The following is an 18,885-nucleotide window of genomic DNA, read 5'->3' as shown; positions in this document are numbered from 1 at the left end:
TCCAAGCTAACATTTCACCCCATGAGAAACCGGATTCCGCTGCAATTGCTTGGCCACGACAAGTATCTTGAGATGCGTGCCGGCGCACGCGTTGTCGAACAGGACGAGCATGGGGAAAAAGTGCTCCTGCTGCCCGACGGCACCTACTTCAAGCTCTTCAGGCGCAAGCGCGTGCTGACCTCTGCGGCGTGGAAGCCCTACGCGCAGCGTTTCGTCGAAAATGCAGCGGCACTTCACAGGCTGGGCATTCCCTGTCCGCAGGTGCTGCAACACTACCGCATCCCAGCGATCAGCCGCGATGCCGTACATTACCTTCCGCTTGAAGGCGAGACCATCAGACAGGTCATCGCAGGCGGCCTCGGCGAGGCGAGAGCCGACGCGTTAAGGCATCAGTTGCTGGAATTCATCCATCACATCCACTCGCTCGGGATATTCTTCCGCTCGGCACACCTCGGCAACATCGTGCTGACACCCGAGAACACGCTCGGCCTGATCGATATCTCGGACCTGAAGATCAGCTGGTTCGCGCTCGGCCCCTTCAGGCGCCGGCGCAACCTCCGCCATGTGCTCCGCTGTCGTGAAGATCGCGAATGGCTTCGCAAGAGTACCGATTGGGCAGAACTCGACAAATGAAAACTGAAGAAGCACGCAAGACGGCCGGCCACGCCGCATGGCGCGGCCGCATCAATGGACATCTGACCAACTGGGTACTCCCCCTTGGAATTCTGTTCCTGCTCACCAGCATGATGTGGGCAGGGGACAAGAAGCTGTTCCAGCAATTGTTCTATGTATTTCTTGCAGCCCCGGCCCTCATCCTGGCACTGAATGACCGCAGTCTCTTGACTGCGCTGCTCCGCAGCCCGGTGTTCATTGCATTTCTCTGCTTCGCAACCTATTTTTCCATCAGCATCAGCTGGTCCGGGACAGACGAAAGCGCGCTTTCGCTCCTGAAGCGGCCGCTCTATGTTCTGGGTCTGTTTTTCGGCTGCGCGGGCGTGGCGATTCACCGCCCGGCCCGATTCAAGGCCGTAATTCAACTGTCTGCCGTCATCGCAGTGATCGCAGCTGCGGTACAGATCTCAATATTCGTCATATCGGATCACGGAAGCCGCCTGCCCGGTTACGGCGCACTGTACAACCCGCTTCTGACCTCACATGTGTTCGGCTTTTTCCTGGTGCTCTGGATTGCATACTGGATTCAGAGCAAACAATTCATCCTGCCATCCGCGCTCATCGCTGTCGCTGTCATCGGCGGATTGATCCTGGCGACCGGATCCCGCACCCCCCTGCTCGCGCTCACTGCGACGATTCTGTGGCTAGCATTGCTGGGTGGCCGCCGGGGTGCATACGCCTGTGGAATTCTCATCCTGACTGGCGCAGTAATTGTCATGCTATGGCCGGAGATCGTGACTCAACGCGGCCTATCCTACAGACCTCAGATATGGGCAGAAGCCGCCCGCCAGGCACTCGAATCCCCAATGTTCGGACACGGATTCGATCATCCCTTGAGCATTATCATCAAAGGCCTCGATACAAGCTTCCGGGAGCCTCATAACATCACTTTGTCGGTTTTCTATCACGGCGGTGCGTTGGGGCTGATATTCTGGACCGCACTCTTTCTGTCAGCCCTGGCAGTGAGCTGGAAGAAGCGAAAGGAGCCTTTGGTATTCGCGCTCTCCGCGACCATCGTATATGGCCTTGCGGCCAGCATGACCGAAGGTGGCTCTTTCCTTCCGAGACCAAAGGAGCACTGGTATCTACTCTGGATTCCTTTTGCGCTGCTGACTGCAGCCACGCTAAAGAAGCGTAGCTCCATGAGCGCGCAGCGGAATGCCGTCTGAACCTCGGCGGACGCGTCGGCCGAGCAAGCGGTCTCGCGCCGCTGCCACGCCGTGGTGGTCGCGAACAGATGTGGTGCTCGGCAACGTCATTGCGGCATGTGCGCCGTGGACGCCATCGCACCTCTCATCTGCGGCGCGAATCTATCGACACATGCAAAGTCATGGGTCAAGCGCAAAAGGCTAGCGTCGCCTCTTCGGTAACACAAGACGGATGATTCCGCGCACGGTCTTTCCGTTCCATCGCCGCAGCGGCAGCTGTTTCAGCAGCTTCCACGCCAAACTTCGATCACGATTTGAACTTTTAAGAAACATCGAATTAATGAAATCGGATCGCACTTCTTCGTACAGGGGATGAGCCGAGTAGGCTTCGTATATTTTCAGAACACTCGACGTCATGAATCCAAGGTTCTTGTATGTATTGGTCTCATGTTTGCGGTAGCGGGCCAGGGGCACGCCCAAAGCGTCAATAAAATACCCCGCATGCGTAATCCTGAGTTTTATATACACATCTTCGAGGCGAATTTCCGGATCGAATCCACCGACTTCCCGAAGGACCTCGGTTCGGAACAGCAAGGTTGGCGCAGGCGTATAAGGCTTGCGCCCGAGAAACAGGTCGTCAAAGTCGAGGCGCCGGAACGGAACATCGAGTTGTTGCCGCGAAGCCGGGTAGGAACGGCCATCTGCAGACATTAACTCAATATTCCCCGCGCAGATGCCGACCTTCGGCTTCCCCTCCATATACTCAACCTGCAATGCGATTCTCTCCGGCAGCATGATGTCATCCGAACCGAATGGCGCGAAATAACAGCCTTTGGCCCGTGCGAGCGCGTCGTTGAGCGTTCGAGTCAGACCCTGATTCTGCTGCACCCGGAAGTCAAACCCGTATTCGGCCTGAAGCGCCCGTATTCTGGTGACGCTGTCATCACTCGATCCATCATCAATCACCAGCAACTCGATGAAGGGATAGGTCTGAGTCAAAACGCTCCGGATGGAATCCTCGATATATGGACCGTGGTTATACGATGAAATCACCACAGTCACGAGGGGCGCGGTCGAATGGCCCTTCATCGTGCACACCCCCTGCCTGACCGCAATTCAACCAAATGGGCTACAGCCATGCAGCCCTGCATCAATAATTGCCATGTGTCCATTACGCACTCAGATCTGTAAACCTTTGGAAGGAAGAACATCCCGGGTCATCAAACAAGCCATTTTCCCGGACGATCGTCCTCGTCCGGGAAATCTGCCTAGCAGGCCGTTGAAAAACGCATGCTGAAACCGGACTTCGCCCGCGTTTTTCGTTGCACGTCGATGTTTTTTAGGTCGGCGAGGTCAAATGCGACCGCTTTGCAGCCGAATTCGGGGCCTTTTGGTGCCCCACGCTCGCCTTTCGGCGAGCTCCGGGCGGATTTCGGCCTACACATGCTTGGCATCCCACCAACCCGTGAGGCTGCCGATGCGAACCAAGTTGTAGGTGGCGAAGCACAGCAGCGCCTGGCCGGCGAGTTTCTCGCGACCAATCAGTTTCGTTTTGCGCAGACCACCGACGGTTTTCAGCCAGCCGAAGGCTTCCTCGATGCGCTTGCGCACTTTGAGCGAGCTCTTGTAGCCGGCGTGGCGTGTCGTGCGGCCATCAAGTGCCGAGCCGGTGCGCTTGGCCGCGACGTGCGGCGTGACGCCCGCCTTGCGGCAACCGGCAACGAAGTCGTGCGTGTCGTACCCCTTGTCGGCGCCGACTGTTGCGCCGCGCCGGCACTGGCGGCGAATCATTCGCAGCGCCGCTTCGCGCTCGGCGGTGCCGTTGGCGGGCGTCGTGTCGACATCGACGACGAGGCCGTTGCGGTTCTCCATCAGGACGTGGCTCATGTGGGCGAGTCGCGCCTCGGCGCCGTGCGACTTGCGAAACAGCTGCGCGTCCGGATCGGTGCTCGACGCGTGGGTGTCGTTGATTCGCCGCTGCCCCTTGAAGTCGGCCTCCGGATTGCGTCCCGGCCCGACCGGCGGTCCGCTGCCGTCCCTCGGCTTGAAACTCTTGTGCGACGCCCACGCCTCGATCAGCGTGCCGTCGACGCTGAAGTGCTCGCTGCTGGTGAGCCTGCCCCACTGCGCAAGCGCCTTCACACGCTCGAAGAAGATCCGCGCCAAACCTTCGTTGAAGAGGCGGTCGCGGTTCTGGCTGAAGGTCGAGTGGTCCCAGATGTCGTCATCAATACCGAGACCGACGAACCAGCGATACAGCAAGTTGTAGTCGAGGCTCTCGACCAGCAGTCGCTCCGAGCGAATCGAGAACAGAATCTGCAACAACAGCGCCTTGAGCAGTCGCTCCGGCGGCACCGACGGGCGCCCGACGCGTGCGTAGATCGCATCGAACTCGTCATCCATCGAAGCGAGCACCGAATCGACCAGCATCCGCAGCTTGCGCAGCGGGTGCGAGGCCGGAACGCGCTCCTCAAGGCTCACGTAGGAGAACATCGCACTTTGCGGACTTGCTTGACCTCGCATCGGTATCAGCTGCCTCGATATGTCAGATGCCTGAATTCTACCGTCCCGCCCCTGGGTAGCGGGCGGGGTTTTTCAACGGCCTGCTAGACCCGTAGAAAAGCCCGTAAGCGCTCGAGCCGACTCATCTCCGGCTGTGCCCTCAAAGGAGCTTGCAGTGCCGCCACAACGCGAGCCCCAACACTGGAGAACGCATATTGTTGTTCAGCCAACTGCTGACCGGCATGAGCGATTCGACGTGAAAGCGCTGCATCACGCGTGAGAACAGCCAGTTTCTTCGAGAGCTCTTCCGCGGAGGTATAGAGCACGACATTTTTCATATCTTCGAGGCCTAACGCGCGATTTTCAGCTTCGCCTTGATCATATGCAAACAGAACACATCCACATGCCATTGCCTCGAAGTTCTTGATCATGTATTCGCCAATTCCGACATCAGCGCTGACGAAGTAGCGAATTCTGTTCAGCATCTGAAGATAGGCGTCGCCTGACTCTGTTCTGGTGATCAATAATTTTTCGCGACCAGCTATGCTCTGGAGCATTTCACGACGACCGTGATATACCGAACTCTTGGTGCTTCCAACAAAAGCAAGATTAATGTCTCTTTCGATGTTCAGGTTTCGCAAAACAGTCTGATCGTAGCCCTTCGAAACAAAGACAACATCATACCCTTCGTCTCGAAGACGTCTCGATACGCAATAACCAGACGTCAGCACACGCACCCATGGCATACGAGAGTAGTGTCGTGAAAATGCGCCCTGATATTTCCCGTCGAAATAGTTCTGACACGCATCATGTTCGAGAATAACGAGATTTCTGACTGTGCTTATGAACGAGGCCTGGCGTATCTCAAGCTTGAATCTAAGAAAGAAAATGATTCGATCGTACTGGGTCTGATCAACGCTGTTACGAAAGTATTTTCTCAGATTCGCCTGTTCCGACCTGTTCAGCCAGCGTACTTCACAATCGCTATGCGCCGCGATACCGTCGTAAAGCCGATCGAGAATTACTCGCTGCTCCTTTTGAACCAGCAACAGAATTTTCACTCTGAACCTCCAGTGTCGTCGGCCGACGCACTGCCTGCTGAATGGAACCCATGCAAGTCGATCATCCAGCACTTCGCTGAAGCAATCTCAGCACATGATTCGTTCGATACGCCTTCACAAATGTTCCGCATACTGTTCTTCCAAACAACAAAATGAAAGTATGGAAACGTACGCCCCACATCACGGTCATTGCTCAAGACACCGTGATCCCAGAACCAGCGTTGCGGAAATTCGAAACCACCATCGATCCACGGCACCTTCGCATTTGGGGTACTGAAAGCCTCGACGAACTCTGCCCGTCGATACCATGGGTTTGCCTGCGCGGCGAGGCGAAACAGCCAGTCGGGCCAGTTCTTGTGGCGGATGAAGATGCGGCTGAATGCGCCCTCGTCAAGCGCATGATGTTTCTGATCTGAGAACAGCGTCCGCCAGTCCCGGATGCGGAAAAAGGCCTCGCGCATGCGCTTCGTATTTCTCAGCAGACAACAATGCCCCGATACCCGACGCCGGTGGGTAGACAGCAGGTCCTTATGCGCCAGTCGCTCCGGCGTGAAGTAGGCCCGCAGGTCGCCGAACACCAGGTCGAGATCGCCGAATGCCCAGAAGTCGTAGCGACGCAGTTCCTCTTCATGGATGTAGCCAAGCGCGGGCTTCAGGTCGCAGAGCTTGTAGGGATTCTGCGGTGCAAACTCGATTCCAAGCGCGCGGGTGACCCGCGCGCAATACGCGTCGTAGCCGATATCGACGATGCGCACGTTGGGCGGACAGTGCTCGACCTGACCACAGTCGGAGAACAGTAGCCAGTCAATGCTCGGGTTCGCGCGGCAGCTCTCCAGAAAGAACGGCATCCAGAATGGCCACCGGCCAAAATAGGGGATGACGAAACACAGACTTGGCGGTGCCTGAAGCGCGGCGCTCATCCGCACACATCCCCGAGCACATCGCGCACCATGGGCAAGGCGAAAAAGCGCCGCCTAGCGGCCTCGTCCGAGAATGCTTCACGCAGGCGGGTCAGACTGGCGTGGGCGCACGCTTCCTTGCGCGACACCGACCAGCCAGCATGTTCGACCAGCAGTCGTGCGAGTTCCGCATCGTCGCCCAGCGGGAACAGGCTGCCGACCTCACCGACCACTTCCGGCGCACCGCCGCAGTTGGTGGCAATCACCGGCACACCGGCAGCCATGGCTTCAAGGAGAACCATGCCGAAAGGCTCGTGGTCCGAACTGAGCGCAAACACGTCGAAGGCGGCGAAAGCCTGCCAGGCCTGCGGCACCTGCCCCATGAAACGAACCTTGCCTGCGATGCCGAGCGATTCGACCTGCGCGCGCAAGGTCTTCTCCAGCCGTCCCTTGCCCAGGATGACGAGCTGCGCCTCCGCCGGCAGTTGCGGCAAGGCGCGGGCGAAGGCTCGCAGCAACGTGGCCTGATCCTTGTCCGGATGGAGGCGGCCGACATTGCCGACGACGAATGCATCCGCGGGCAGATCGAGGCGCTCGCGCGCAGCCTCACGCGTGATCTGCCCTGCCTGCACCGTCTCGACATCAATGCGGTTGTGCAGGGTCTCGATCCTGCTCTCGGGCCAACTCGGCACTCCACGGCGAATATCATCGCGAATCGCATCCGACACGCCAAGCAATCCGAGCCGTTTGCCAAACCAGCGTGCAAAGAGCTGGTGTGACAGGCGCTCATAATCCCCAAAGGCGTGATGCACGCCGATGACGGGGAGCTTCGTCGCCCAGCACGAAATGTAAATCGGCTTGAAACGGTGTGCGATGACCAGACGAATGTCGCGCTCCGCCACGATCTGTCGCAGGCGCCGCATCGCGTCGAGTTTCAGCCCGCGCACATCCTTGCCGTCGTAATCGAGAAAAATGACTTCGTCCGACGCCGAACCGGCCTCCACCTCGGCACTTGGGGGGTCGGTCAGATAGACGGTCGTCACTTTGTAGGGCGTGTCGCGAAACAGCGTGGCGTACTGCCGGGCCACATCCCGAAACGGACCATAATGGCAGTGACAGAACTGCAGGATTCGGGCTTCAGTCAAAACGTCTCCAGACGGCCGGCACTTGAGCGCATGAAAAATAAGGCCAGGCCGATGCGGCCCGAGCACAGCCCCGAATTATAGCCGGACGCCGGAAAAGGAATGGTCGGCGGAGGTCAGTCCCCGGCTTCATCCCTGAACTGCATCGAATGCAAGCGTGCATAGTGGCCGCCCGCCGCAAGCAGTTCGGCATGGGTGCCACGCTCCACCAGATGACCCTGGTCCATCACCAGGATCATGTCCGCACGCTCGATCGTGGACAGGCGATGTGCGATCACCAGCGTCGTCCTCCCGCGGGTGGCGTGATCGAGGGCGGCCTGAATATGACGCTCCGACTCAGTGTCGAGTGCAGAGGTTGCCTCATCCAGAATCAGGATGGGCGCATCCTTGAGCAAGGCCCTTGCAATCGCCAGGCGTTGTCGCTGGCCACCCGAGAGCGAGACGCCGTTCTCACCGATCTCGGTATCGAACCCCAAGGGCAGGCGGTCGATGAACTCGCGCGCATACGCCGCTTCAGCCGCCCTCTCCACTGCATCGCGCGGCGCGCCGGCCAGATCGCCATAGGCAATGTTGTTCGCAACCGTATCGTTGAACAGCGTGACGTGTTGTGTGACGAGCGCAATCTGCTGGCGCAGGTTACGCAATGCAAAGTTCTGCACCGCCACCCCGTCTATCAGGATGTCGCCCTCGTCATGCACGTAGAAGCGTGGAATCAGGTTGGCCAGCGTCGACTTGCCGCTGCCCGAGCGGCCCACCAGCGCCACCATCTGCCCCGGCTCGACCTCGAAGCTGATGTTGTCCAGCACCTTGCGCTCGGTGCCGGGGTAGCTGAAGCTGAGATGTTTCACGGACAGCCGCCCCTCGACCCGTGGACGGGTGAGCGTGCCCTGATCCAGCTCAGGCGCCTCATCGAGCTGACTGAAGATGCTTTCCGCCCCCGCCAGGCCCTTCTGGATCGTTGAACTGACCTCGGACAACTGCCGGATCGGCTTCGGCAGCAGACCGGCTGCGGTGATGTAGGCGACCAGCTCGCCCGCGGTGGAATCGCCGCGCAGCCACAGCACCAGGAACAGCAGCACTGCCATCGCGGAATACGTGACCAGCTGCAAGGTCGGCGTATAGGTGGCGCCAGTCTTGACCATGCGCAACTGCTTGCGGGTGTTGTCTTCGCTTGCGGCGCGGAACCGCGCCGACTCGTAGGCCTCGCCACCAAAGCTGCGCACCACCCGGTAGCCCTGAATGGTTTCCGAGGCGACATGGGTGACGTCGCCCATCGCAGCCTGAATCTTCTTCGCCTGTTTGCGGAATTTCTTGCTCGCGCTGCCGACCAGCACACCAATCACGGGCAGGATCGCCACCATCACCAGCGTGAGCTTCCAGTTCATCCACAGCAGGTAGCCGAACAGGAAGACGATGGTCAGCCCTTCGCGGATCACCACCTTGATCGCGTCAGTTGCTGCGCCTGTCACCATGGTCACGTTGAAGGTGATGCGCGAGATCAGGTGACCGGAATTGTTGCTGTCGAAATAGCGGTTGGGCAGGCGCAGCAGACTGTCGAACAAGGCCAGTCTCAGGTCATGCACCAGGCCAAGCGAAACCTGGGCGATGAAATAGTTACCAAGATAGGAGCCCAGACCCTGCCAGGCTGCGATGGCCACGATCAGCGCCGGCACGGCCTGCATCAGCGCGAGATCGCCGAGCAGCGGGATGCCGGAAAAGACGGCGAGCGCGGGGTCGTTCAAGCCATCGACAAAATACTTCAACACGCCCGCCAGCATCGGTTGCGACGAAGCGAAGATGACGAAGCCGACAATACTGATCGCAAACAAGCCGACATAAGGCCGGACATAGGTCAGCAGACGCAGGTAGATCTTAAGGCTGGAGCTTGATGTGGCGTCGGTTTGCGACATGCGGGTTCGGTCAAATCGGAGCCGTCGATGGTAGCACGATGGTCTGTCGGCATCGAAAAAGAGCAGCTTTCAAACGACTCTGACCCCTTTGATTCTGACCCCTTTGATTCTTTCGTTGACGAAAAAACGGGCGCCGAGGCGCCCGTTTTCGCTAACTCGTCGGGAGACGAGATTAGAACTTGTGCAGCAAACCAACACCAAGAGCGCGCTCGTACATGGCGCCGTTGTAGCCCGTATTGCGGCTGTTGGAGTCAATATCCATGCTGCCGTATTGAGCATAAGCCATGGTGCGCTTCGACAGATCATGCGTATAGCCAACGGCCCAGCGGGAGTCTTCAGCGTTACTACGATCATCGTCGTCCGAACGACCATACACCAAGCCAACCTTGCCAGCCGTGCTAACAGGGATCGAAGCGCCAACGAACCACTGACGAACATCGCCACCGTTGTTATCGAGCTTGTCACCACCATACGCGGCGCTGAGCTTCACAACACCGAAATCATATGCGGCAGCCACATCCCATACCTTTTCCGTCAGACCATCGACAGCCGCAACCGTCGACTGCATTTCTACTCGGTGGTAGTTCAGGCCAACGGTCAGCGGACCATTGCTATACACCGGCGAAATTGCCCAGATGCGTGCATCGCCAGCGGCGCTTTCGTTGCCGTTCGACTCTTCGCCGATACCGTTACCGGTGTAAGCCACTGTCACCTTGAAGCCACCAAAGCTAGGCGAGATGTATGCCAGGACGTTATCCAGACGGGTAACGTTCGCCCCCAGAAGGTTAGCACCTTGATTGTAGGTCAGCTGGTAGCCGGCCATCACGGACGAGCCCATCGGATCGACGCTACCAAGCAGACTATCCTGCGGCGTGGTCAGACGACCTGCAGCAACAGTACCGAAACCACCAGCAACGTAAAGATACGCATCACGGCGCGAACCGGAGGAAACTTGGTCACGTTGCTCATTACGGTCGATGTTCAGGCGGGTCTGGAAATCAAAACCGACTTTCAGGCCGTTACCCAGATCCTCAACGCCCTTGAAACCAAGGTAGCTAGGTGCATAGAGGCCTGAATCAATAGCATTGCGGCTATCAACACCACTGGTCTTCGAATCACCAAAATTGACGTAACCCATATCGATACGACCGTAGACCGTAACGTTGGACTGAGCGAAGACCGGAGCAGCCATCAGGCCAGCAACAGCCAGCGCGATCAGTTTCTTTTGCATGTGTTTCTCCTCTAGTTGAAGTTGAGAATGCAGCTTTGCTGGATCCCGACTTACCTCTCATGCGAGAAGTTGGAGTGATTTTGCGCATTGGCTGTCAGGTCACGCAAGCGTCAGCATCAAAAACCGGCGCCGGAAGCGTTTTCTTGTTGCGCAGGAGCAACACCCGGTTTTCGTGCCGGGCTGCGAAGCCTTGAAAACACTGTACTCGGGGGCTTGCGAGCCGGTGTGGTATTGAGCGCAACGCAATGTCACGGCCATGCGCCCGAATGACGATCCGATGCCCTTCAGACCTTGAGCGCCCCCGGAACCACCGCACTGCCCGTGCGGGAGCCCATCGTCGCTCCGGCATTGTCGCTCGCACATGCAGAGCCCGAGCCCTAGAATAGGACTTTCGGACGACGCGCCCCGCCGCTGTATTGCTGCCCTTTTCGTCCGGATGCAGGATTAGAATCGGGCGCATCGACGGACCGCGCACAGACTTGCGCACCAGCAGGCTTGCACCAATTGAAGCACCTTCCGGGAGTGCATGCGATGCATGAGGAGTACGGCACTTCACCACGCAACCGGCCACAACTCGAGCGGCGGCGCCTTACTGTGCGTGGCGTCGTGCAGGGTGTGGGCTTTCGCCCTTTTGTTTATCGCCTGGCACAGGAACTCGATTTGAGCGGCTGGGTGCGCAACGACGGCAGCGGCGTCGAGCTCGAGGCACAGGGGACGGCAGGCAACCTTTCGGCCCTTGTCGCTCGCCTGCATGGCGAAGCGCCGCCGCTGGCGAGCATCGAGAGACTCGACAGCAGCCTGTGCGAACTCGACCCGAATGACCGCGGCTTCACCATCAGCGCATCCCAGGGGGGCAGCGTCACGACATCGATCGCCCACGACAGCGCAGTATGCGATGAATGCCTGCATGAGCTTTTCGACCCCACCGGCCGGCGCTGGCGCCACCCTTTCATCAACTGCACCCAGTGCGGACCACGCTACACGATCACCCGCGGCCTGCCTTACGACCGCGTCAGCACCAGCATGGCTGCATTTGCGCAATGTCCGGAGTGTGCCGACGAGTACCGCAACCCGCTTCACCGGCGCTTTCATGCAGAGCCCAACGCCTGTCCCGCCTGCGGTCCCAGACTGAGCCTGCTCGAAGCCTATGGGGTTACGGTCGCAAGCCACGACCCGATCGCCGACACCTTGCTGCGCCTGCTGTGCGGCGAGATCGTTGCGGTGAAGGGCCTCGGCGGCTATCACCTGATGTGCGACGCCCGCAACCCGGAGGCAGTCGACCGGCTGCGTCAGCGCAAATCGCGCGACGACAAGCCCTTTGCGATCATGGTGGCCAATACGGCCTCGGCCCGCCACTGGGCGCAGCTCGGGGCGGTCGATGAATCGCTGCTCGGCAGTCCCGAGCGCCCTGTGGTGCTGTGCGACAAGCGCGACACAGTGGATGCAGAGCTTCACGGCGTGGCGCCGGGACTCGCCTGGATCGGCCTGATGCTGCCGTACACGCCGCTCCACTACCTGCTGTTCCACGACTTCGCTGGCCGCCCTGCGGGCACAGGCTGGCTTCGCACCGCGCAGGAACTGGCACTGGTATGCACCTCAGCCAACCCCGGCGGCGAACCCCTGGTGACAGGCGACCGCGAGGCGACGCGGCGCCTGATGGGGATCGCCGACGCCTACCTGTTCCACGACCGCGAGATCGTCGTGCGCTGCGATGACTCGGTTGTACGCAGCCTGCCCGCAGCGCGCGCGGGCGATCTCAGGATGCAGTTCGTACGCCGCTCACGCGGCTACACCCCGCGCGCCCTGAGGCTGGCGGACAAGGGCGAGCCGGTCATGGCCTTCGGCGGATTGCTCAAGAACACCTTGTGCATGACCCGCGGCGACGAGGCCTTTCTGTCGCAGCACGTCGGCGACCTCTCGTCTGCGGGCGCCTGCCAGGCCCTGGACGAAGTCGCCAGCCACCTGCAGCACATCCTCACGCTCACACCGGTGGCGGTCGCCCACGACCTCAACCCGGACTTCCCGTCGACGCTGGCCGCCGAAGCCCTGGCCGAGCGTCTGGGGATTCCGGCCTTCCCGGTACAGCATCACCATGCACATATCGCTGCGGTTCAGGCCGAACACCGCCACCAGGGCCCCATCCTCGGGCTCGCCCTGGACGGATCCGGCCTCGGCACGGACGGCAAGGCCTGGGGCGGCGAACTGCTTCAGGTCGATGGCGCGCACTTCAATCGTCTCGGCCACCTCGCCCCGTTGCGCCAGCCCGATGCCGGAAAATCGGAGCGTGAGCCCTGGCGCATGGCCTCGTCCGTGCTGCACAGACTGGGACGAGGCGACGAGATTGCCGATCGCTTTCACAACGAAGCGGCCTCCTGGCGCATGCATGAGCTGCTTGAGGCCGGCACCGGCTGCCCGCCGACAACCAGCCTCGGACGCTGGTTCGACGCTGCAGCCGGCCTGCTCGGTGTATGCGAGCGCATGGGCTATGAAGGCGAAGCCGCGATGCGGCTGGAAAGCCTTGCCACCCGCTTCGGCGGGGTGCTGCCGATGCACCAGGGCTGGCAACTGACCGACAGCGGCGATCTCGACCTGCTACCGCTGCTGTCCGCGCTGGCCGACGAGCACAACCCGGCGCGGGGCGCTTCGCTGTTCCATGCCACCCTCGCAACCGCGCTTGAGTCCTGGGTTCTGCAGGCTGTCGACACGACGGGCATTCGCAGCGTGGCCTTGTCGGGCGGATGCTTTCTCAATCGCCTGCTGTCGCGTGATCTCTCACGGCGTCTTTCGGCGCGCGGCCTGGATGTACTGGAGGCCCGCCAGGTTCCCCCCAACGACGGCGGCCTCGCACTCGGTCAGGCCCACGTCGCCCGCCACATTCTGCATCACTGCAACAGCTGACAGCCTGCGGCCGGGATCGAATCGTGCGGGGCAAACTGATCGTGACCGATCTCCTTGGCGGGCTTACTACCTGCATGTAAGGTCGTCGACCGCTTGGCATCAGCACGAGATTCAGGAGAAACACTTGGCCGTCGGTCTTTTGCGTTCGAACGCGGTACGCTGGGTATTGGGCGGTGTGGCACTACTGCTGCTTGCCGACCTGCTGCTGGTATCCGTGCTGCTGAACGACCGCGAACAGGCCCTGAACAGGGGGCGGGAAACAGCCCGAACATCTGCCTCGATCATCCTGCGTCGCGCCGAGGCCCTGTTCGATTCACTCGACCGCACGCTGTCGGGAGTTGCCGAAGTCATGACCGCGCGCGATTTGCCGCCGGCGCGGGACGACCTTTACATCCATCGGCTGCTGCTGCGGCGTCACGCCATTACCCCCGCACTGAGCTGGCTGCTGATCACGGACACCGGCGGCCTGACGGTTGCAAGCTCGCGCAGCTTCCCTGCGCCCCCGCTGCAGATCTCGGATCGGGAGTACATCCGCGCACAACACGATGACTGGTCGCTCGGAATGTACATCGGACTGCCAGTGGTTTCCCGCGCCATCGGCACCCCGGTGGTCCCGATCAGCCGCCGGCTGGAAACCGACGGCGGGCGCTTCATCGGCATCGTCGCTGCCGGACTGAAAAGCGAGTTTCTGCAAAGCCTTGTGGACGACCCTGGCCCACCCGAAGGCCTCGTCATCGGCATTTTTCGCAGTGACGGCCATGCCCTGGCCTGCCTGCCATCTCGAAGCGCCTGCCCCGACGCCCCACTGAACGTGATCAACGATGCGGACGACGAACCCGCATACAGCGCACTCGTCAGCAACATCCGCCTGATTGGCACTGGCGCCGGCGTCAGTGCCTTGCACGCTTCGCGCCTGTACGATTTCTTTGTGGTTACCGATTATCCGGCCGAGGTCCTGCTCGCCGCCTGGCGACATAACCTGCCGGCGTTTCTTGCACTCGGTCTGGGGGGCAACCTGGCCCTGATCGCGATCGGCCTGTACGCCTGGCGCCAGGTCACGCACCGCCAGCGCGCAATGGCCGAACTTGCCCACAGCAATCTGGTACTGGAAGACCGGGTCCGTGAGCGTACTGAGGCGCTTGCACGCATGGCCAATACCGACGTGCTGACCGGCCTGCCCAACCGCAGGCTGTTCATGAGCGAAGGCACCCGCCTGCTTGCCCTCGCCCGCCGCCACCATCACCCGCTCTCACTGATGATTCTGGATGCGGACCACTTCAAGCTGATCAACGACCGTCATGGTCATGCCGCCGGCGATGCCGCACTCCGCACCCTTGGCGCAGCACCCTCGGATGTGCTGCGCAGCTCCGACATCTTTGCAAGACTGGGTGGCGAAGAGTTCGCCGTCCTGCTGCCGGAAACCGGACACGAGGGCGCGCTTGAAGTGGGAGAGCGGCTACTGGATGCGTTTCGCAACAGTGTCACCGAACACGGGGGGGAACACCTGCATTTCACCGTATCCATCGGACTGGCCGAGCTTGTGCCCGGCGATACCGACCTCGAGGCCCTGCTTCATCGTGCAGACACCGCGCTGTACCGCGCCAAGCAGGAAGGACGCGACCGCCTCGTCAGCGATCGACTGACAAACAGCAGCGAATGATCAGGGGGTAAGGTGGCGATAGGCGCCACCGAAGTAGACCAGCGGGTCGGCGTCGCTGCGGTCGAAGCTCACCACCTCGCTGACGAAGATCACATGATCCCCACCCGCGTGCCGGGTGGTGTTGCGGCAGACGAAACGGGCGCAGCAGCCATGCAACAGCGGTGCACCACCCAGACCATGATCGAAGCCCAGTCCGGCGAAGCGATCCGCCATGCGGCTGGCAAAACGCTGAGACACGGCCTCCTGGTCGGCGGCCAGCACGTTGATCGCGTAGTATTCGCAGTCTTCAAACAGCTTCAGACTCGGCAGATTGCTGGACAGACTCCAGACCACCAGCGGCGGATCCAGGGACACCGAATTGAACGAGTTGACCGTAAGCCCGATCAACTCACCCGTCGGCGTGCGCATGGTCACCACGGTGATGCCGGTAGCGAAGCGGCCGAGGGCGTTGCGGAAACTGCGCGAGAAATCCTCGGCGACGGGAGCGTTCTGGGACATGGGACAGCCTCTGGCGCGGCGCCAGCCACACCCGAAAGATAGTATTCAGGCGGCGGATTATGGCCGCGCAAGCGGTATACGTCGAGTACTGCAGCGCGACATGAAACTCGATTACAACATTAAAACCGGAATTTGCACCCCACATGAGTGATTTTGCCCGTCGCCTGATCGAGTGGCAGCGCCACCACGGCCGCCATGACCTGCCCTGGCAGGGCGGACGCGACCCGTACCGCATCTGGCTGTCGGAAATCATGCTGCAACAGACCCAGGTCAGCACCGTGATTCCGTACTACACCCGATTCGTCGAGCGCTTTCCCGATGTGGCCGCGCTGGCTGCGGCACCGGTGGACGACGTCATGGCACTGTGGAGCGGCCTCGGCTACTACGCCCGCGCGCGCAACCTGCACCGGGCGGCGCAGCTGGTCATGAGCGATCACGGTGGCGTGTTCCCGCGGACCGCAGCACAAATCGTCACCCTGCCCGGCATCGGTCGTTCCACCGCGGCGGCCATTGCTGCGTTCTCAAGCGACGAGCGCGCTCCGATTCTCGACGGCAACGTCAAGCGGGTGCTGTGCCGCGTGTTCGGCATCGAGGGTTTCCCCGGCGAGAAAGCGGTCGAATCGCGCCTGTGGGCACTGGCCGAATCGCTGCTGCCGCAGGACGGCATCGGCAGCTACATCCAGGCTCAGATGGACCTCGGCGCCACCGTTTGCACTCGAGGCAAACCCGCCTGCACGCGCTGCCCGCTCGCTGACGAATGCATCGCGCGCCTCGGCAACCGGGTTGCGTCGCTGCCAACACCGAGACCCAGAAAGCAGATCCCGCGACGCAGCGTGCGCGTGGCGGTGATTGTCGACCGTGGCGCGGTCCTGCTCGAACGCCGCCCGCCCGCCGGAATATGGGGCGGTCTGCTGAGCCTGCCGGAAGTGCCCGAGCACGAGACAGAGGTCGACTGCTGGGTACGCGACCGGCTTGGCATCGACATCGGCACTGGCGTTCTGCTTGCGCCACTGACACACACGTTTACCCACTTCGTGCTCGACATTCAGCCGTGGCGGTTCGATGTCGCCGCACAAAATGTCCGTGCTGAAGAAGGCGGCAGCACGCAGTGGCTACCGCTTGCAGACACTTCCGATGCGGCCTTGCCGACACCGGTGCGCAGCATCCTGATGCAGATGGCGGCGCCGGACCTGTTTGCTTAGGAAGGCTGCGCTGGGCTCGGGGTGTGGCGCTGTTCCGATGCGAGGGTCTGGGTCACGCGGAGGCGCGGAGGCGTTTCCTGAATGAGGAAACGCCTCGCACCTGGCCCGTGGGTCATCCTGCGTGGGTGCGTGCCCAGCGCACGATGTCGGCGGCGCCCATGGCGCCTGCCTGCCGGGCGATTTCCTTGCCGTTGCTGAATAGCGCGAGCGTGGGGATGCTGCGGATATTGTATTGGGCGCCGATGGCCTGATTGGCCTCGGTATCGAGCTTCGCTACGCGGAAATCCGGTTCCAACGTTCGCGCCGCCTCGGCGTAAGCCGGCGCCATCGAACGACATGGCCCGCACCACGGCGCCCAGAAATCCACCAGCACCGGAACGTCGTTGCGCTGTATATGGCGGGAAAAGCTCGACGCGTTGAGCTCCAGAGGTGCAGCAACAAACATCGGCTTGTGGCACTGCCCACAACTCGGCTGCTCGGTCAGCCGCGCAGCAGGGACGCGGTTTACAGCGTTGCAATGGGGACAGACGAGGTGCATGGAATCTGACATGGCGATGACCCGGTGACTGGCAATGATTTCAAGGTGGAGCCAGCTATCCCAAACTTCAAGAGCCGTCAGCCCGCTCCATCCTGCGCGCCGCAAGTCTCAAGACCTGCCATCCGCAAAGTACTCTGCCGGGGCAAGTCACGCCATGAGCGCCGCCGACATCACGCTGTTGACATGTACCCACGCAGGATGCCCACATTCCAGGCGCAAGGAATCTGCCCAGCCAGTCGATTCCTCCGCGCCCTCCGCGTCTCCGCGTGCCCCAGAACCCCAACCCCGATAACCCGGACCACGGCTCAAGCCTTGCCCAGCAAGCCATGCTGCCGCAAGAACTGCTGCATGATCTCGAGCCGGCTCTGCACATCGTCGAGTTCAAGCAGACGCTGGCGCGCAAGCGCCGGGATGGGGAGCAACTCGGCGTAACGCGCCCCCACCCAAGCCGCGTCTTCGAAGTGGTGCGGTGGCGGCATGCGGTCACCCGCTTCCGCTGCCAGTACCCTGAGCAGCGGCAGTATTTCGGCCTGAGCCTCGGGCACCGGATGCACCGGCGGTTCGTCCAGCCACACCACCTCGCCATTGAGCAGACCGTCGTGCTCGACCTCGTGATCGACCACACGAAACCGCCGCGCGCCGCGCACCATGATCGACAGCACGCCCGGTTCGGCCATGTCCCAGCTTTCAATACGCGCCTCGGTGCCGACCTCGTGCGGCAGCGCGGCCTCGCCGACCTCCTGCCCCGCTGCGATCAGACAGACGCCGAAGCTGCTGCCCTCGCGCATGCAGCGGGTCACCATGTCCATGTAGCGCGCTTCGAAAATCCGCAATGGCAGCAGGCCATCGGGGAAGAGCACCGTATTGAGCGGAAACAGCGGCAGACGCTCACTCATCGGCCTTCCTCCTCTTCCCCCCAGCGCGCCATCAGGGTGTGGGCGACGCCAAGCTGATCGAGCACCCGCGCCACAACGAAATCGACCAGATCCTCAACCGTCCTGGGGTGATGATAGAAGCCCGGATTGGGCGGCAGGATGCACACACCCAGCCTTGCCAGCTTGAGCATGTTCTCAAGATGGATTGCCGAATACGGCGTCTCGCGCGGCACCAGCACCAGCTTGCGCTGCTCCTTGATGACCACATCGGCCGCGCGCTCGATCAGGCTCTGACTGAGCCCGGCTGCGATCGATGCCAGCGTCGCCATGGTGCACGGGCAGACCACCATGGCATCCGGCGGATTGGAGCCCGAGGCGGGCGGCGCAAACCACTCTTCCCTGCCAAACACCCGCAACTGCCCGGGTGCAGCGCCGAAGCGCGCGGAGAGTTCCGCTTCGACCTCGGCCGCGCGACCGGGCAGATGCCAGTCCATTTCCTGGCGCGCAACGATCTGCGCCACCTGGGAATACAGCAGCCACACCCGGCAGCCCGATTGCAGCAGGCACTCCACCAGACGCAGGCCGTACGGCATGCCGGAGGCGCCGGTGAAGGCGACGGTGATGGTGCGCGGGTTGCTCATCGAATCTG

16 protein-coding genes are annotated in these 18,885 nt (G+C 61.3%); 5 read left to right on the top strand and 11 right to left on the bottom strand.

All coding sequences use genetic code 11. The features are described 5' to 3' along the window. Window positions 1-21: 21 nt before the first annotated feature. Together CEW87_RS09495 and CEW87_RS09490 are read left to right on the top strand one after the other, a co-directional pair. Entirely contained in the window at window positions 22-633 is a 612-nt protein-coding gene (locus CEW87_RS09495) for a toluene tolerance protein (RefSeq protein WP_199917159.1), read from the top strand. Further along, window positions 630-1,841: an O-antigen ligase family protein gene (locus CEW87_RS09490; RefSeq protein WP_108972538.1), complete on the top strand. Its 1,212-nt coding sequence runs from the start codon at window positions 630-632 to the stop codon at window positions 1,839-1,841. Before CEW87_RS09495 ends, CEW87_RS09490 begins: the two co-directional genes overlap by 4 nt. Window positions 1,842-2,021: 180 nt before the next feature. Here CEW87_RS09490 and CEW87_RS09485 read toward each other — a convergent pair whose 3' ends face one another. The 7 genes from CEW87_RS09485 to CEW87_RS09455 form a co-directional block, all read right to left on the bottom strand. Continuing rightward, window positions 2,022-2,909: a glycosyltransferase family 2 protein gene (locus CEW87_RS09485; protein ID WP_108972536.1), complete on the bottom strand. Its 888-nt coding sequence runs from the start codon at window positions 2,907-2,909 to the stop codon at window positions 2,022-2,024. A 348-nt stretch (window positions 2,910-3,257) separates the two neighbouring features. Beyond that, window positions 3,258-4,343 (bottom strand): IS5 family transposase, encoded by a 1,086-nt coding sequence (locus CEW87_RS09480; RefSeq protein WP_108972535.1) that lies wholly within the window; start codon window positions 4,341-4,343, stop codon window positions 3,258-3,260. 83 nt (window positions 4,344-4,426) lie between these two features. Then, on the bottom strand, window positions 4,427-5,383 hold the full coding sequence (locus CEW87_RS09475) for a glycosyltransferase family protein (protein ID WP_108972533.1): 957 nt from the start codon (window positions 5,381-5,383) through the stop codon (window positions 4,427-4,429). Continuing rightward, on the bottom strand, window positions 5,380-6,303 hold the full coding sequence (locus CEW87_RS09470) for a DUF6625 family protein (RefSeq protein ID WP_108972531.1): 924 nt from the start codon (window positions 6,301-6,303) through the stop codon (window positions 5,380-5,382). The genes CEW87_RS09475 and CEW87_RS09470 overlap by 4 nt, the downstream gene beginning before the upstream one ends. Next, a complete protein-coding gene (locus CEW87_RS09465) occupies window positions 6,300-7,427 on the bottom strand; it encodes a glycosyltransferase (protein WP_108972530.1) in 1,128 nt (375 codons plus the stop codon). The genes CEW87_RS09470 and CEW87_RS09465 overlap by 4 nt, the downstream gene beginning before the upstream one ends. Window positions 7,428-7,540: 113 nt before the next feature. Then, the gene (gene msbA, locus CEW87_RS09460; protein WP_108972528.1) at window positions 7,541-9,334 is read right to left on the bottom strand and encodes a lipid A export permease/ATP-binding protein MsbA; all 1,794 of its coding nucleotides are present in this window, start codon (window positions 9,332-9,334) and stop codon (window positions 7,541-7,543) included. Window positions 9,335-9,506: 172 nt separating this feature from the next. Then, window positions 9,507-10,565 carry a porin gene (locus CEW87_RS09455; RefSeq protein WP_108972527.1) on the bottom strand — a complete coding sequence of 353 codons (1,059 nt, stop codon included), beginning with the start codon at window positions 10,563-10,565 and terminating at the stop codon, window positions 9,507-9,509. Between the two features lie 531 nt (window positions 10,566-11,096). Between CEW87_RS09455 and hypF the strand changes: the two genes are divergently transcribed. Both hypF and CEW87_RS09445 read left to right on the top strand, forming a co-directional pair. Continuing rightward, a complete protein-coding gene (hypF, locus tag CEW87_RS09450; protein ID WP_108972525.1) occupies window positions 11,097-13,463 on the top strand; it encodes a carbamoyltransferase HypF in 2,367 nt (788 codons plus the stop codon). A gap of 124 nt (window positions 13,464-13,587) precedes the next feature. Next, window positions 13,588-15,123 carry a sensor domain-containing diguanylate cyclase gene (locus CEW87_RS09445; protein ID WP_159098132.1) on the top strand — a complete coding sequence of 512 codons (1,536 nt, stop codon included), beginning with the start codon at window positions 13,588-13,590 and terminating at the stop codon, window positions 15,121-15,123. Here the strand turns inward: CEW87_RS09445 and CEW87_RS09440 are convergent, their stop codons facing one another. After that, a complete protein-coding gene (locus tag CEW87_RS09440; protein WP_108972521.1) occupies window positions 15,124-15,621 on the bottom strand; it encodes a flavin reductase family protein in 498 nt (165 codons plus the stop codon). It abuts the gene before it with no gap. Window positions 15,622-15,764: 143 nt separating this feature from the next. On the opposite strand from CEW87_RS09440, the gene mutY reads away from it, so the two are divergent. After that, window positions 15,765-16,823 carry an A/G-specific adenine glycosylase gene (mutY, locus tag CEW87_RS09435; RefSeq protein ID WP_108972519.1) on the top strand — a complete coding sequence of 353 codons (1,059 nt, stop codon included), beginning with the start codon at window positions 15,765-15,767 and terminating at the stop codon, window positions 16,821-16,823. Between the two features lie 112 nt (window positions 16,824-16,935). Here mutY and trxC read toward each other — a convergent pair whose 3' ends face one another. The 3 genes from trxC to CEW87_RS09420 all read right to left on the bottom strand — a co-directional run bounded on the left by trxC (window position 16,936) and on the right by CEW87_RS09420 (window position 18,877). Continuing rightward, window positions 16,936-17,373 carry a thioredoxin TrxC gene (gene trxC / locus CEW87_RS09430; RefSeq protein ID WP_108972517.1) on the bottom strand — a complete coding sequence of 146 codons (438 nt, stop codon included), beginning with the start codon at window positions 17,371-17,373 and terminating at the stop codon, window positions 16,936-16,938. 293 nt (window positions 17,374-17,666) lie between these two features. After that, window positions 17,667-18,257, bottom strand: a complete 591-nt coding sequence (locus CEW87_RS09425; RefSeq protein ID WP_108972515.1) for an LON peptidase substrate-binding domain-containing protein — start codon at window positions 18,255-18,257, stop codon at window positions 17,667-17,669. Beyond that, window positions 18,254-18,877: a flavin prenyltransferase UbiX gene (locus CEW87_RS09420; RefSeq protein ID WP_108972513.1), complete on the bottom strand. Its 624-nt coding sequence runs from the start codon at window positions 18,875-18,877 to the stop codon at window positions 18,254-18,256. Before CEW87_RS09420 ends, CEW87_RS09425 begins: the two co-directional genes overlap by 4 nt. Window positions 18,878-18,885: the final 8 nt, after the last annotated feature.

The sequence above is a fragment of the Parazoarcus communis genome (assembly GCF_003111665.1).
Taxonomy (GTDB): Bacteria; Pseudomonadota; Gammaproteobacteria; order Burkholderiales; family Rhodocyclaceae; genus Parazoarcus; species Parazoarcus communis_B.
This window is presented reverse-complemented; position numbering and strand designations above follow the sequence as displayed.

Excerpts from the sequence above, each read along its gene's own strand:
- CEW87_RS09495 (WP_199917159.1), top strand. The coding sequence starts at position 22 with ATGAGAAACCGGATTCCGCTGCAATTGCTTGGCCACGACAAGTATCTT.
- CEW87_RS09490 (WP_108972538.1), top strand. The coding sequence starts at position 630 with ATGAAAACTGAAGAAGCACGCAAGACGGCCGGCCACGCCGCATGGCGC.
- CEW87_RS09485 (WP_108972536.1), bottom strand. The coding sequence starts at position 2,909 with ATGAAGGGCCATTCGACCGCGCCCCTCGTGACTGTGGTGATTTCATCG.
- CEW87_RS09480 (WP_108972535.1), bottom strand. The coding sequence starts at position 4,343 with ATGCGAGGTCAAGCAAGTCCGCAAAGTGCGATGTTCTCCTACGTGAGC.
- CEW87_RS09470 (WP_108972531.1), bottom strand. The coding sequence starts at position 6,303 with ATGAGCGCCGCGCTTCAGGCACCGCCAAGTCTGTGTTTCGTCATCCCC.
- msbA (WP_108972528.1), bottom strand. The coding sequence starts at position 9,334 with ATGTCGCAAACCGACGCCACATCAAGCTCCAGCCTTAAGATCTACCTG.
- CEW87_RS09455 (WP_108972527.1), bottom strand. The coding sequence starts at position 10,565 with ATGCAAAAGAAACTGATCGCGCTGGCTGTTGCTGGCCTGATGGCTGCT.
- hypF (WP_108972525.1), top strand. The coding sequence starts at position 11,097 with ATGCATGAGGAGTACGGCACTTCACCACGCAACCGGCCACAACTCGAG.
- CEW87_RS09440 (WP_108972521.1), bottom strand. The coding sequence starts at position 15,621 with ATGTCCCAGAACGCTCCCGTCGCCGAGGATTTCTCGCGCAGTTTCCGC.
- mutY (WP_108972519.1), top strand. The coding sequence starts at position 15,765 with ATGAGTGATTTTGCCCGTCGCCTGATCGAGTGGCAGCGCCACCACGGC.
- trxC (WP_108972517.1), bottom strand. The coding sequence starts at position 17,373 with ATGTCAGATTCCATGCACCTCGTCTGTCCCCATTGCAACGCTGTAAAC.
- CEW87_RS09425 (WP_108972515.1), bottom strand. The coding sequence starts at position 18,257 with ATGAGTGAGCGTCTGCCGCTGTTTCCGCTCAATACGGTGCTCTTCCCC.
- CEW87_RS09420 (WP_108972513.1), bottom strand. The coding sequence starts at position 18,877 with ATGAGCAACCCGCGCACCATCACCGTCGCCTTCACCGGCGCCTCCGGC.